Here is a 14,155-nt window from a genome sequence, read left to right on the forward strand (position 1 = left end):
CGCGCCGCAGCCTATCACCGGCGGGCGCGCAGCGCGGCGAGGAAGCGGTCCGCCGGCAGGGTATTCAAAACGTCGGATTTCCGAGCCCAGCCCCGGCGCGCGGTGGCCACGGCATAGGCGAGGTTGCGCAGGTCCTCCTGGCGGTGCGCATCGCAGCTCACCACCAGTCGCACGCCGAGCTTCACGGCCTGGCGCACGTACTCGGCCTTGATGTCCAGCCGCGCCGGCTTGCCGTTGACTTCAATCGTCACCCCGCGCTCGGCGGCGCGCTCGAGGATTTCCTCCATGCGCAGCGGGTACGGCTCGCGGTTCTGGATGAGGCGGCCGGTGGGGTGCCCGAGGATGTGCAGGTGCGGGTTGTCCAGCGCGGTGAGCAGCCGCCGCGTCATCTGGTCCTCGTCCATGCCATGCCGCACGTGGATGGAGCCGATGACCAGCTCCAACTGCTCCAGCACGCTGTCGGGGTAGTCGAGCGCGCCGTCCTCCAGGATGTCCACCTCGATGCCCTTGAGCAGGCGCATCCCGGGCACCGCCGCGTTGACGCGGTCGATTTCGTCCCACTGGCGCTTCAGGTCTTCCACCTTCATGCCGCCGGCGTAGATGGCCGCCTGGCTGTGCTCGGTGACGGTGAGGTACTTGAGGCCCAGCGCCTGCGCGGCGCGCGCCATCTCCTCCAGCGAGTGCTTCCCGTCGGACCACGTGCTGTGCGCGTGCACGGCGCCCTGCACGTCCTCCAGCGTGACCAGCTCCCGCGGCAGCGTCCCTTCGCGCGCGGCCTCGACTTCACCGTTGTCCTCGCGCAGCTCCGGCGGGACGTACTGCATGTCCAGCAGCGCGTAGAGCGAGGCCTCGTTCGTGACGGGCACCTTGGTGCCGTCCTCGCGGTGCACGCCCCACTCGGAAATCTTGAGGCCCCGCTCGTGGCCCAGGTTGCGCAGGCGGATGTGGTGCGCGCGCGAGCCGGTGAAGTGGTGCAGCGCGGTGGCGTAGTCCTCGTCCGGCAGCACGCGCAGGTCCACCTGCAAATCCCCCTGCGTCATCCGCACGGAGCACTTGCTGCCGCCCTTGCCCAGCACCGTGGCCACGCCCGGCGCATTCGCGAGCGCGTCCAGCACCGGGCCCGGGTCCTTCGCGGACGCGATGATGTCCACGTCCGCCACCGTCTCCGCGCGGCGGCGCACGCTGCCGCCGAGGCTCGCGCGCACGACGCCGGGGCTGGCCTTCACCTGCTCCAGCAGCGCCTCCGCCACGGGCAGCACCTCACCCAGCAGCTTCCGCTCGCCTCGGGCGCGCCGGTACACGGCGATGCCCTCCAGAATCTTCGCCTCGCTCTTCTCGCCGAAGCCGCGGAGCTGGCGCACGCGGCCCTCCTGGCACGCGCGCTCCAGGGCCTCGATGCTGCCCACGTCCAGCTCGCGCCAGAGGACGGCCAGCTTCTTCGGGCCGATGTCCGGCAGCTTCAGCAGCTCCAGCAGGCCGGCGGGGAACTTCGACTTCAGCTCCTCGTAGTAGCCGAGCCGGCCGGTGGTCACCAGCTCGGTGATCTTCTCCGCGAGCGCGGGCCCGATTCCCGGCAGGCTCTCCAGGCGGCCCTCGGCGACGAGCGGACCCAGCTCCTGGGGCAGCCCGGCGATGCGGTCCGCGCCCATGTCGTAGGCACGCACGCGGTAGCCGCTCTCGCCCTGGAGTTGGAGCAACTGCGCGATGTCCCGGAGGACCTGGGCGACTGCCGCCTTGTCGACGCTCGGTTGGCTGACGTCTGGAGTCACGGGGGAGAAGGTAATGCCCGGGGAACGGGGGTGCAGGGCGCACCGCATTGTGGGAAAAGAGACCGCGATGACGAAGATCAAGCTGGGCCCGGCGGATTTCGCCGAACGGGAAATGCGCGGTTACGAAGTCGGCAAGCGCAACGTGTGTATCGCGAAGATTCAGGGCCGCTACAAGGGCCTGGATGATTGGTGCAACCACGCGGGATGTCTGCTGTCGGGTGGCCGCGTCGAGAACAACATGGTGGTGTGTCCGTGCCACGAGGTCGGCTTCGACATGGACACCGGCCGCAACGAGACGTCCCCCGGCGTCTGTGACGACCAGCCGACAGTGCAGGTCGAGGTCAAGGACGGCGAGCTCGTCGTCGACCTGCCCGACAACACCTGACCGCGCCACGCGCGCACCGGAGCACCTCTCATGGCACACGACGGGCACGACCACGACCATGACCATGACCACGGTCATGGCCACTCGCACTCCCACGGCCACTCGCACGGGCATGACCACTCGCATGACCACGACCACGGTCATGACCACTCGCACGACCATGGGCCCGGGCATCCGCACCACGGGCATGAGCACGGGCACGAGCATCACCACCACCCTCCGCACGGCCATGACCACGCGGCCCCGGGTGTCGCGGCGGAGCACAAGGCCCGCGCGCCGGTGCACGTGAGCGCCTTCGTGGTGACGTGCTCGGACTCGCGTGACGCGGCGCGGGACGAGAGCGGGCGGGTGCTGCGCGAAGGGCTGGAGTCCGCCGGCCACCAGGTCGCGGGCTCGGTGGTGGTGAAGGACGACGCCGAGGCCATCCGCGGCGCGCTCGCCCAGGCGCAGGCGGCGGGGGCTCGCGCGGTGCTGTTCACCGGCGGCACCGGCATTGGCCGGCGCGACTGCACGGTGGAGACGCTGCGTCCGCTGTTCGAGAAGGAGCTGCCGGGCTTCGGCGAGCTCTTCCGCATGCTGTCGTACCGGCAGGTGGGCAGCGCGGCCATGATGTCCCGCGCCACCGCCGGCACGTACCAGGGGATGATTCTCTTCGCCCTCCCGGGCTCGCCCCAGGCGGTGCGGCTGGCGCTGGACGCGCTCATCCTCCCCGAATTGGGCCATGCGGTGCGCGAACTGACGCGCTGACGACGTTCCTATCGCTCCTCGGGGCGGGGGTTGAGACGGCTCACCGTGGCTCATGGCTGTCTCACGAGCGACAGTGATTCCCAGTTATCTCAGGAAATGTCACACTGACGGTGAAGGCGGGAAAATTCATTCCTGCTGGTTCGCAGTAGCCGTCCCCCCGCACACCGCAGTGGAGAAGCATATGAACGTGAAGCGCCTGGCTTCAGTCGTCATGGTGCTCTGTTGTGTCTCGGCGTTCGCGAAGGCCCCTGAAGCGAGCGCCCCCCTGGCGAAGGCCCCCGAGCAGGACCGGGAGGTCTACATCACCGTCGGCACGGATGCCCTGGAGGTCGTGAACTCGGCGCTGGCCGCCCAGGGCCTCGCGGCGGCGACGCTGGCGGGCCAGAAGGGCGAAATCACCGCGCTGCGCGTGCGCGAGTCCCAGCTCAACTCCATCGCCCGGGAGATGCACGCGAAGGCCAACCGCTGTGGTGGCTTCATCTACCACGAGTCGGAGGCGGAGGCGCTCGAGGCGCTCAACGGCCTGTCGTCGCAGAAGGGCATGGCGTCGCTCGCGACGTACACCACGGACAACCCCGCCGTGGCCAATGGCCTGGCGAACGCGGTGCAGGAGTCCAACATCAAGAGCACCATCGGCTCGCTGGTGGGATTCGGGACGCGCTACCACACGACGACGAACGCCAACTCGGCGGGTAGCTGGCTGAAGACGCAGTGGGAGACCTACGCGGCGGGCCGCTCCGACGTCACCGTCGAGCTCTACACCCACACCAACACGGCGATGAAGTCCGTCGTCATGACGATTACGGGCACCGCGCAGCCGACGGAAGTCGTCGTGCTGGGCGCGCACCTGGACTCCACCTCCTCGCCCACGAGCAACGCACCGGGCGCGGATGACGACGCGTCCGGCGTGGCCACGCTCACCGAGGTCATCCGCGTGGCGATGCTCCAGGGCTACCACCCGGCGAAGACGGTGAAGTTCATGGCCTACGCCGCCGAGGAAGTCGGCCTCGTGGGCTCCAAGGAAATCGCCAACGCGTACAAGGCCGCGGGCACCAACGTCATCGGTGTGATGCAGCTCGACATGACGAACTACCAGGGCTCGAGCTGGGACGTGGTGCTGATGACGGACTACACGAACGCGGCGCAGAACACCTTCATCACCGGCCTGATGTCCACGTACCTGCCCACGCTGACCAAGAGCACGTCCTCGTGCGGCTACGCGTGCTCGGACCACGCCTCGTGGACGAACGCGGGCTTCCCCGCGTCGATTCCGTTCGAGTCGCTGATGAGCCAGTACAACCCGTACATCCACACGGTGAACGACACGATTGACAAGAGCGGGAGCACCGCGAACCACGCGCTCAAGTTCGCGAAGGTGGCGTCGGTGTACGTCGCCGAGCTGGCCAAGGGCACGCTGGCGTCGGCGGACACCACGCCTCCGACGGTGGCCCTCACGGCGCCCTCGGCGGGCAGCTCGCTGACGGGCACGGTGACGCTGTCCGCGAACGCCTCGGACGCCTCGGGCATCAGCAAGGTGGAGTTCCTGGTGGACGGTGCGGTCGCCGGCACGGCGACGGCGTCGCCCTACAGCTACGCGTGGAACAGCGCCAGCACCACCAACGGCAGCCACAGCATCTCCGCGAAGGCGTACGACGCGTTCGGCAACACGGCGACGACGAGCGCGGTGGCGGTGACGGTGAGCAACACCAGCACCGCGGCGGCGTATGACTCCACGCTGAAGGCGCCCCGGTGCTTCTCGGCGTTGGCCTCGTGCGACTCCGGCACGCTGCTCAACGGCCGCGGCACGCTGTCCGGCGGAGCCGAGCCCAACCAGCCCAACACCATCGCCGGCTCGTGCACGGACGGCCTCTCCGGCTCGTACCACGTGGACGAGTCGAACGACCGCATCAAGGTGTCCACGCTGGACGGCACGCCGTTCGCCGCGGGCAAGACGGTGAAGGTCGAGGCGACCGTCTTCGTGTACTCGACCACGGCGGACAAGCTGGACCTGTACTACACGGCCAACGCCAACAGCCCGGCCTGGACGCTCATCGGCACGATTACGCCGACGGCGAAGGGCATCCAGACGCTGTCGGCCAACTACACGCTGCCCTCGGGCACCGTGCAGGCGGTGCGCGCGCGCTTCCGCTACAACGGCAGCGCGGCCGCGTGCGGCACCGGCAACTACAACGACCACGACGACCTCATCTTCGCCGTGCAGTAGTCTGCGCTCCGTCCCCCTTCCTCCCGCCATGAGGGAGGGGGACGTCCGGGCCCTCGTGAAGAGGGCCCGGGAAGCCCGGCCCCCGGGCTGAAGTTCCAGTGGCATTGGGAGCCTCCGACGTGACACCGCGCTCTTCGAAGCGCACCAGCCGTGGCAGTGGATTGAGCGCCCGGGCAGCCGAGCACCTGCGCCCGAGGCTGGATGCCTTCCTGGCCTCCACCGACTCTCGCGCCCGCATCGCCTTCGACCCGGTGGAGTTCCCCCACCGCTACGAGGACCCTCGCGACATCGAGGTCAGCGCGCTGCTCGCCGCGTCCCTGGCGTACGGGCGCGCGGACCTGTTCCGCCCCAAGGTGGACGCGCTCCTCCAGCGCATGGGGCCTTCTCCCGCGGCCTTCGTCCGTGCGCTCGACGTGCCCGGCGCCGCCGCCTTGCTGTCCGGCTTCGTCTACCGCTTCAACGTGGGCACCGACGTCGCAGTGCTGCTGCTCGGCATGGGCCGCGCCCTGCGCGAGCACGGCAGCCTGGAAGCCCTCTTCGTGAAGGGACTGGAGGCGCGCGGCACGCTGCACGGCGCGCTCGACGCCTTCACCACCGCCCTGCGCCAGCTTCCGGAGATGGACGCGCTGCGCGCGGCCATGGGCCCGGAGCGCGGCCTGCACCACCTGCTGCCCTCGCCGCTGGGCACGGGCGCGGCCAAGCGGCTCAATCTCTATCTCCGGTGGATGGTGCGCGGCCCGGACGCGGTGGACTTCGGCATCTGGAAGCGCGTGCCGCCGTCCGCACTCGTCATCCCGCTGGACACCCATATTGGTCGCATCTCCAAGTACCTGGGCTTCACGAAGCGCAAGGACCTCACGTGGCGGACGGCCGAGGAGGTCACCGCGTCCCTGCGTGCCCTGGATGCCGCCGACCCCGTCCGCTACGACTTCGCCCTCTGCCACTACGGAATGAGCGGCGCCTGCCCGGCCCAGCCGGTGCCGGAGAACTGCGCTCGCTGCCCCCTCCTGGTCGCCTGCGCTGTGGGCCCTCGCGTGGTGGCAATGGCGACCCGGCGGGTCCGTAAGGCCACCAAATAGATGAGTGCGGGTGCATCGAATATCCGCCGACGTTGATTGTTTTGCTCCGGGGCTGTGCAATCCAGGGTGGCCCCGGGACTTGCATGCCGGCGGACATGGGTCCTGTTCGAGGCCGAGGAGCGACAGGAGTGCACGCGACGTTGGTGGCGGTGCCGTCCGCGGTGGCGGAGGAAGTCGAGCGCGGGTTGCGCGAGTCCGACGCGGGGCGCACTTGTTACGTGCTTCGCGTCTCCGAGGCCCTGGCTCCCGGCTCCATGACGGAGGGGCTGCTCGTGGCGTGGGACGAGGGCGGCCCGCTGGAGGAGGCCCTCGCCTGGTGCCGCCGGCTGGATGAGTCTCGCGTCGCCTCTCGCACGCAGTTCGTGGTGCTGACGGGTCGGCCGCCCTCGGAGACCGAGGCGCTGTGCCGGGCCGGTGCCGACGAGTGCGTGGCCCCACCGGGCACGCACTGGGGCGCGCGGCTGGCGTCGCTGACGCGCAGGCTTCGAGCGGAGCACGCGGCGGTGGACGCCCAGGCGATGCGCCGCACCGCGGACTTCCTGCGCAGCGCGCTGGACGCGGTGCCGGACCCCATCTTCATCAAGGACCGGCAGCACCGCTTCGTCGCCGTCAACAGCGCCTTCTGCGACTTCATGGGCTCCTCGCCCGGAGACTTGCTGAGTCGCTCGGACTACGACTTCGTCCCCGCGCAGGAGGCGGACGTCTTCTGGCGCAAGGACGAGCAGGTCTTCCGCTCCGGCCGCACCGACGAGAACGAGGAGCAGCACACCAACCCCGTTGGCCAGACGCGCACCATCGTCACGAAGAAGGGCACCTTCATCAGCGCGGACGGCGAGGGCTTCCTCGTGGGCGTCATCCGCGACGTGACGGACCGCAAGCGGCTGGAGTCGCAGCTCATGGTGGCCGAGCGCATGGCCTCCGTGGGCACGCTGGCCGCTGGCGTCGCGCACGAAATCAACAACCCGCTGGCCTACGTCTGCTCCAACCTCTCCTTCCTCAAGGAGCGCCTGGGGCAGCCCTTCGTGTCGCCGGACGCGCTCCCGGAATTGCGAGAGGTGGTGGCGGAGGCGGAGGAGGGTGCCGGGCGCGTCTGCGCCATCGTCCGTGACCTGCGCACCTTCGCCCGCGCGGACGAGGAGCGCCTCGCGCCGGTGGACGTGTCACGCGTGGTGGACGCCGCGCTCCGGCTGGTGCGCAACGAGCTGTCGCACCGGGCCCGGCTGGTGTGCATGCTGCAGCCCGTGCCGCGCGTGCACGGCAACGACGTGCGGCTGAGCCAGGTCGTGGTGAATCTGCTGGTGAATGCGCTGCAGGCGCTTCCCGAGCGGCCCGCGGACGAGAACGAGGTGCGCCTGTCCCTGCGCACCACGCGCAACGGCCAGGTGGAGCTGGAGGTGACGGACAACGGGAACGGCATGCCGCCCGAGGTGCAGCGCCGCATCTTCGACCCGTTCTTCACCACCAGGCCCGTGGGCGAGGGCACCGGGCTGGGGCTGTCCATCTGCCTCACCCTGGTGCAGGCCATGGGCGGGCGCATCGAGGTCTCCAGCGCACCCGGCCGGGGCAGCACCTTCCGCGTGCTGCTGCCCGCGCTCGCGCCGGAGCCGGCCATCCCGTCCGTGAATACGAGGCCGCGCGTGGCGCGCCCGGCGGCCCCCCGCCGGAAGCTGCTGCTCATCGACGATGAGCCCTCCGTGGGCAGCTCGGTGAGCCGGCTGGTGCGGGACGTGTACGACGTCCGCGCCGTGCAGGGCGCGCGCGAGGCACTTCAGTTGCTCTCGGAAGGCGAGCGGTTCGATGCCATCCTGTGTGACCTGATGATGCCGGGCATGAGCGGGATGGACTTCGTGGTGGAGCTGGAGCGGTTGGCTCCGGACCTGGTGGTGCGCACCGGGCTGATGACGGGCGGGGCCTTCACGCCGCAGGCGCGTGAATTCGTCGGCCGCCACTCCCGCGGGCTGCTGGAGAAGCCCTTCGAGCGCGAGCGCCTGTGCACCTTCGTCGAGCACCTGCTCCAGTGAACCGCGCCGGACGCAGGGCCCTGGCCGCGTCGCTGGCGCTGCTGCTGGGCCTCGCGCTGTGGGCAGGGGCGGATTGGCAGCGCGGCCTGTCCTTCGTGCTGCGCGCCGCGGGCATGAAGGGCGAGCCGGCGGAGACCGTCGCCCGCTGGGGCACCGGGCCCTTCGACGTCAGTGAGTTGCGTGTGCCCACGCGCCACGGCGAGGTGCGCGCGCGGCTGTACCGTCCCCGCGAGCCGCGGGGGCGCACGGTGGTGCTCACCTCGGGCGTGCACGCGGACGGCATCGACGAGCCGCGCCTCGTGAAGCTCGCGGGAGACCTGGCCGCGGGCGGGCATCTGGTGCTCACCCCCGAGCCGCCGGACCTGCTCCGCTACGAAATCACCCCGCGCCTGGCGGACATCATCGAGGACGCCGCCGGGTGGGCCGCGTCGCGCGCGGACCTGGCGCCCGACGGGAAGGTGGCCCTGTTCGGCATCAGCTTCTCCGGAGGGCTGTCCGTGGTGGCCTCGGGGCGGCCGGCGCTGAAGGGGAAGGTGGCCGCGACGCTCTCGTTCGGCGGGCATGGGGATTTGCCGCGCGTGCTGTCCTTCCTGTGCACCGGCGTGCTCCCGGACGGCCGCCACCTGTCGCCGCACGACTACGGCGTGGTGGTCATCCTGCTCAACGTGGCGGACCGGCTGGTGCCTCCCGAGCAGGTGGAGCCGCTGCGCGCGGGCATCCGCACCTTCCTGCGCGCCTCGCACCTGACGCTCACCGACGGGGCCCTGGCGGAGCAGACCTTCGCGAAGGCGCGGGCGATGCAAGCGGAGATGGCCGAGCCGGCCACCACGCTGATGAAGTACGTCAACACGCGCGACGTGGCGGCGCTGGGGCCGCTGCTGCTGCCGTACGTGAAGACCTTCGCCGCGGACCCGTCGCTGTCACCCGAGCGCTCTCCGCCGCCGTCCTCGCCCGTGTACCTGCTGCACGGTGAGGGCGACACGGTGATTCCCGCCATGGAGTCCGTGCTGCTCGCGAAGGCGCTGCGGCCGCACACCGAGGTCCATCAACTGGCCACGCCCCTCATCTCCCACGCGGAGGTGGACCGGCAGGCGAGCGCCGGAGACGTGTGGCGGCTGGTGGGATTCTGGGCCGGGCTGCTCGACGAGTAGGCGGGACGCTTGGCCCTGCAACGAACCCGTTACACGAGGACGGAACAGCCGGGCGGGCGTCACGAAGGTGACATCGGCGCACGTGCATGGCTTCCCGATTGGCTCGGCGGATACATTGTCCGGCGCCATGAGCGTGAGCCTTCGTGATGTCCTCACCGGCGAGGATGTCTTCGGCTACATCCACCGGGTTCGGGGTTCCTTCGATTCGCGCCTCTACCAGCAGCTCCTGGGCGCGGCCAACGCCTTCAAGGAGGGCGACGAGGCCCTCGGCATCGCCGCCGCGGACGAGGTGTCCCGCGCCAATGCCCGCACGCTGCTGGCCCGCACGAGGCTGGGCGCCATCCACGCACATCCGCCCTTCGAGGACAGGCTCCATGCCTTCATGTTGGAAGGGTTGGACGGGGAGCTGCTCGCCCGGTTGTCCGACTGGACGCTGGGGCAGCTGAAGCAGTTCCTGCTCACCGCTCCCGAGGCGGAGGTGCATGCCATCCTCGGTGGGCTGGGCAGCGACGTCATCGCCTGCGTCGTGAAGCTGATGAGCGACGCGGAGCTCACGGCGGTGGGCGCGCGCATCTTCCACCCACTGCCCGGTAGCAAGCTGGGCGCGAAGGGCTACCTGGGCGCGCGCATCCAGCCGAACTCGCCCACGGACCACCCGGACGACATCCGCTGGCAGGTGTTCAACGGCTGGTCCTTCGCGGTGGGCGACGTGGTGCTGGGCACCAACCCCGTGTCCTCGGTGCCCGGGTCCGTGGCGGCGGTGGAGTCCGCGCTGCTCGACATCCTCGTCACCTTCGGGCTGACGGAGGTGATGCCCCACTGCGTGCTCTCGCACATCGACGTGCAGGCGCAGGTGGAGGCCGAGCAGCCGGGCACCACCGGCATCTGGTTCCAGAGCCTCGGCGGTAACGAGGCGGCCAACCGCACCTTCGACGTGACGATTGAGAAGATGGTGCGGCACGCGGCGAGCCGCACCGGGAAGTTCGGGCTCTACTTCGAGACGGGGCAGGGCGCGGACGCGACGAATGGGCACCACCACGGCTGCGACATGCTCATCCACGAGTCGCGCAAGTACGGCTTCGCGCGGGCACTGAAGGCTCGCGTGGCGCTGGCGCAGCTCGGAGCGGGGCAGAAGCCGGAGCCGTGGGTGCACGTGAATGACGTGGCGGGCTTCATCGGGCCGGAGGTGTTCCGGACGAAGGAGCAGCTCGTGCGCTGCTGCCTGGAAGACATCGTCATGGGCAAGCTGCACGGGCTGATGATTGGCCTGGACGTGTGCTCCACGCTGCACATGGACGTGTCGCTGGACGACCTGGGCTGGTGCCAGGAGCAGGTGGCGCCCGCGGGGCCGGGCTACCTGATGGCGTTGCCCACGCGGAACGACCCGATGCTCAGCTACCTGACGACGGCGTTCCAGGACCACGTCCGGCTGCGCGAGAAGTACGGCCTCAAGGTGGATGACCGGATGTGGGCCTTCTTCCAGGAGCTGGGCGTCATCGACGCGCAGGGCCGGCCCACGGAGCACTTCGGCGACCCGGCGTGGGTGTACCTCCAGTACCGGCGTCGGAAGGGGGACACGCGCCCGGACGCGGAGGTGCTCGCGGAGGCGAAGCGGGAGATGGCGGCGGTGCGCGAGCGCAGTGTGCCGCTGGCGGTGGGGCACGGAGCGCGGACGTACGATTTGGAACCCTCGCTGGAGCGCGAGCTGCGCGCGCTGTACGAGGACGCCAAGGTGGGCCTCTGGTCGGAGCTGTCCGATGCAGCGGTGGCGCAGCTATCGGACGCGGTGACGCTGCGGACGTGCTCGGAGGACCGGCGCGACTACATCCTGCATCCGCCGTCGGGTGAGCGGTTGGACTCGGAGTCGGAGCTCGCGGTGCGGATGCTGCGGCTGCGGCACGCGGGGCAGTGGGACGCGCAGATTGTCATCTCGGATGGACTGGACGCGCGCTCATTGATGGACGAGGGGCACCTGAATCCGTTCCTCACGGAGCTGCGCCGCGAGCTGACGGCGGCGGGCTGGCGCGTGGCGCCGGAGCACCTGGTGGTGAAGTACGGCCGCGTGCGCGCGGGCTACCAGGTAGGCGAGTTGTTGTTCGGTGACGTGGAGGCGTCGGCACCGCGAGCACTGGTGCACGTCATCGGCGAGCGGCCGGGCTCGGGGCACCATGCCTTCTCCGCGTACCTGAGTGCTCCGTCCGCGAGAGCGTGGGGCGTGCAGGGCAGGGTGGACCACGACATCACGCGGTTGATTGCCGGCATCTCGGATACGAGCGTGCGGCCCGAGGCTGCGGCTCGTGAAGCGGTGCGAATCCTCGCGGAGCTGGCGGCGGCGGCGCGGAATGAGCCGCCCACGGCCGGTGGGACCGTGGAGGCTCGTGGGGCCTGACGGGCGCTGGAGCAACGGTCATCCAGCGCCTTCAGGAGTTTCGCTACGAGACGTCCCCGTTGCAGCTCCAACCCGCGCCATCGCACTTGATCCAGCCCGGGCTGCCCGGAGCATCCGTTCGGTAGTCGCAGTCCCACGCGCCCGAGCATTCCAGGGACATGCCGTTGTTGCAGATGAGGTGCAGGTAGCAGGGGCCTGCATAGCCTGGGGCCTCCTGCGCCTCTGCCTTCCCAATGGGAGAGATGCCAACACCGAGTCCGATGACCGCGCCCAGGGTGACTGCAAGCCACTTCGACATGGTGACCAGCCTTTCATCAGAGGAGGACTGCGTGGAAAGGATACCAGTCAATCCCAGACGTCACCATGCGGGCGGGGACGAAAAGCCATGAATATGCCGTAGCCACTCCGTTGCAGTTGAGCCAATACCATGCGGGCGGAGTCGTGAGGCCCTGTCGGGAGTCAGGTGATGCGGGCGGCCGTGCGCACTCCGCCCACGGCCGTGGCCAATGTGCTCTGACCGGGGAACACCGAATCTCCGACGAGCCACAGTCCATCCATGACCTGCACGGGGCCCAGGTTCCGGTAGTTGCCCAGGCCCGCGCGCCGGGGCACTCCGCCTACCGCGCCCCCCTCCCGCTGCGTGAAGCGCTGATACGTGCGGGGTGAGGCCGTCATCGTGTGCGTGAGCCCGGCCATCCACTCGGGTGCGAGCAGTTCCAGCCCCTGCTGCATGCGCTCCTGGATGCCTCCCAGGTAGCGTCCCTGTTCCTCCGGTGGCAGCCGCGCCAGCGTCTTCAATGGCACGTGCGTGGACACCGTCACCGTGCGGTGGCCTTCAGGGGCTCGGCCTTCGTCCGACGCGCCGCTGATGGACATGAACAGGTGATTGCCTTCGATGAACGGCGCGCGTGAGTCTCGCACCAGCTCCAGGTGGTGCGCGCTGCCGCCCTCATGCTCCGGGGCCTTCACCACGAGATAGAGCATCGCCGCGCCCCAGCCCTCGGCGATGCGCTCGGACATGGCGTCCAGCCGGGGGAGCTGTTCCGCCGTCATTCCGAGCAGGCGGAGCACGCCTCGCGGCAGCAGGTTGGCGACGACGTGCCGTGCTCTCAGCTCGCCCTTACGCGATGCCACGCTCCAGCCACCGGACACCTTGGTGATGGACTTCACGCGGTTGGCCAGCAGCACCGTGCCGCCGCGCGATTCCACCGCCTTCGCCATCGCCTCCGCCAGCTTGCCGATGCCGCCCCGCACGTGGCCCGTGCCGCGCCAGTAGTAGTCCATCGCCGCGAGCGCGAACGGAGCCTCGGCTTCGGCCGCGCTGCACTGCACGGTGATTTGACAGAGCGCATCCAGGTACGTGCGCAGCGGCTCGAAGCCCGTGAGCCCCAGCTTCTCCAGCACCGCGTCCAATGGACGTCCCATCCACCGCAGCAGCGGCGCGTATTGGAGCGCGCGTCCCGAGTGGCGCAGCAGGGCCCGCGCATTCAGCGGCGGCAGCAACGCCGGGTCATCGAACAGCGGCCAGAGCGCTTCAGCCACCTGGGCCTGCAACGCGAACAGGCGACGGATGCCATCCACGGGCGCGCCGGGCAGGGCACACAGTGACTCGATGAAGCGCGCCTTGTCCCGGTGTATCGGCAACTGAAGCTCTGGCGTGCGCAGCTCCACCACCGGGTCCAGCCAGTCCACTGTCACGGCCATGCCGTGCTCGCGAATCCACCGGCCGAAGAGCTGATGCGGTTCGAAGCCGGAGAACAGCGTGGCCCCCGCCTCGAAGGCGTGGCCTTCTCGGCGGAAGGTGCTGGCGCAGCCGCCGGGGTAGTTCAGCGTCTCGCACAGCGCCACGCGAGCGCCCCGCCGCGCCAGCTCCAGCGCCGTGGCGAGCCCGCCGAAGCCCGCGCCCACCACCACCGCGTCGTACCAGGTGCTCGACATCATCCTCGAGAGGATGCCCCAGCTCCCGCCGGCAGGAGCACTGCATCCGAGGAGCGCTATTCCGGATCGAGCGCCCAGGTTCCTTCTTCCCAGCGTTTCAATGCCTGCTGCGCTCCGAACGGGACCAGCCCCTGTCCCTTGGCAGCTTCGTCAAGGACCGCTTTGGCTTCGGCCGTCCGATAACGGAGCAGATGTGCGGCAGCCATCACGCGCACGTCCATTCGCTCATGCTTGAGCAGCGCGGCGAGAGCATCACGTCCGGCATTGCCGTGGGCCAGGAGCTTATCGACGGCGGCACCGTACTTCCTGGCGTGCTTGTTCCCGGTCTTGGCGTCTCCCCGCAGGATGGCCTCGTTCTGCTCCTCCACGTTCAGCGCGAACTGCTCGACAAGATCCTCCAACTTCACCACCAGAGCCCCTTCCTGATGTTCTTGATGGCCAGCAGCCCCAAC

11 protein-coding genes are annotated in these 14,155 nt (G+C 69.7%); 7 read left to right on the forward strand and 4 right to left on the reverse strand.

Annotated elements, in window-relative coordinates:
* Positions 1 to 14 precede the first annotated feature (14 nt).
* Positions 15 to 1,769, reverse strand: coding sequence for a DNA polymerase/3'-5' exonuclease PolX (gene polX / locus ACVTJA_RS17835; protein WP_465837630.1), 1,755 nt, complete (start codon positions 1,767 to 1,769; stop codon positions 15 to 17).
* A gap of 67 nt (positions 1,770 to 1,836) precedes the next feature.
* Between polX and ACVTJA_RS17840 the strand changes: the two genes are divergently transcribed.
* From ACVTJA_RS17840 to eutB, 7 genes are all read left to right on the forward strand, one after another.
* Positions 1,837 to 2,154: a Rieske (2Fe-2S) protein gene (locus tag ACVTJA_RS17840; protein ID WP_465837632.1), complete on the forward strand. Its 318-nt coding sequence runs from the start codon at positions 1,837 to 1,839 to the stop codon at positions 2,152 to 2,154.
* A 279-nt stretch (positions 2,155 to 2,433) separates the two neighbouring features.
* On the forward strand, positions 2,434 to 2,901 hold the full coding sequence (locus ACVTJA_RS17845; RefSeq protein WP_465840432.1) for a MogA/MoaB family molybdenum cofactor biosynthesis protein: 468 nt from the start codon (positions 2,434 to 2,436) through the stop codon (positions 2,899 to 2,901).
* A gap of 181 nt (positions 2,902 to 3,082) precedes the next feature.
* The gene (locus tag ACVTJA_RS17850) at positions 3,083 to 5,125 is read left to right on the forward strand and encodes a M20/M25/M40 family metallo-hydrolase (RefSeq protein ID WP_465837634.1); all 2,043 of its coding nucleotides are present in this window, start codon (positions 3,083 to 3,085) and stop codon (positions 5,123 to 5,125) included.
* Between the two features lie 119 nt (positions 5,126 to 5,244).
* A complete protein-coding gene (locus tag ACVTJA_RS17855; protein WP_465837635.1) occupies positions 5,245 to 6,204 on the forward strand; it encodes a TIGR02757 family protein in 960 nt (319 codons plus the stop codon).
* Positions 6,205 to 6,299: 95 nt separating this feature from the next.
* Complete coding sequence (locus tag ACVTJA_RS17860) at positions 6,300 to 8,225, forward strand: two-component system sensor histidine kinase NtrB (RefSeq protein WP_465837637.1); 1,926 nt, start codon at positions 6,300 to 6,302, stop codon at positions 8,223 to 8,225.
* Entirely contained in the window at positions 8,222 to 9,376 is a 1,155-nt protein-coding gene (locus ACVTJA_RS17865) for a dienelactone hydrolase family protein (RefSeq protein ID WP_465837638.1), read from the forward strand. Before ACVTJA_RS17860 ends, ACVTJA_RS17865 begins: the two co-directional genes overlap by 4 nt.
* 127 nt (positions 9,377 to 9,503) lie before the next feature.
* Complete coding sequence (eutB, locus tag ACVTJA_RS17870) at positions 9,504 to 11,765, forward strand: ethanolamine ammonia-lyase subunit EutB (protein WP_465837639.1); 2,262 nt, start codon at positions 9,504 to 9,506, stop codon at positions 11,763 to 11,765.
* 43 nt (positions 11,766 to 11,808) lie between these two features.
* Here the strand turns inward: eutB and ACVTJA_RS17875 are convergent, their stop codons facing one another.
* The 3 genes from ACVTJA_RS17875 to ACVTJA_RS17885 form a co-directional block, all read right to left on the reverse strand.
* Entirely contained in the window at positions 11,809 to 12,063 is a 255-nt protein-coding gene (locus ACVTJA_RS17875; protein ID WP_465837640.1) for a hypothetical protein, read from the reverse strand.
* 161 nt (positions 12,064 to 12,224) lie between these two features.
* Positions 12,225 to 13,706: a phytoene desaturase family protein gene (locus tag ACVTJA_RS17880; RefSeq protein WP_465837641.1), complete on the reverse strand. Its 1,482-nt coding sequence runs from the start codon at positions 13,704 to 13,706 to the stop codon at positions 12,225 to 12,227.
* A gap of 53 nt (positions 13,707 to 13,759) precedes the next feature.
* On the reverse strand, positions 13,760 to 14,110 hold the full coding sequence (locus tag ACVTJA_RS17885; protein WP_465840434.1) for a DUF2019 domain-containing protein: 351 nt from the start codon (positions 14,108 to 14,110) through the stop codon (positions 13,760 to 13,762).
* Positions 14,111 to 14,155: the final 45 nt, after the last annotated feature.

The sequence above is a fragment of the Pyxidicoccus sp. M6 genome (genome assembly GCF_055568925.1).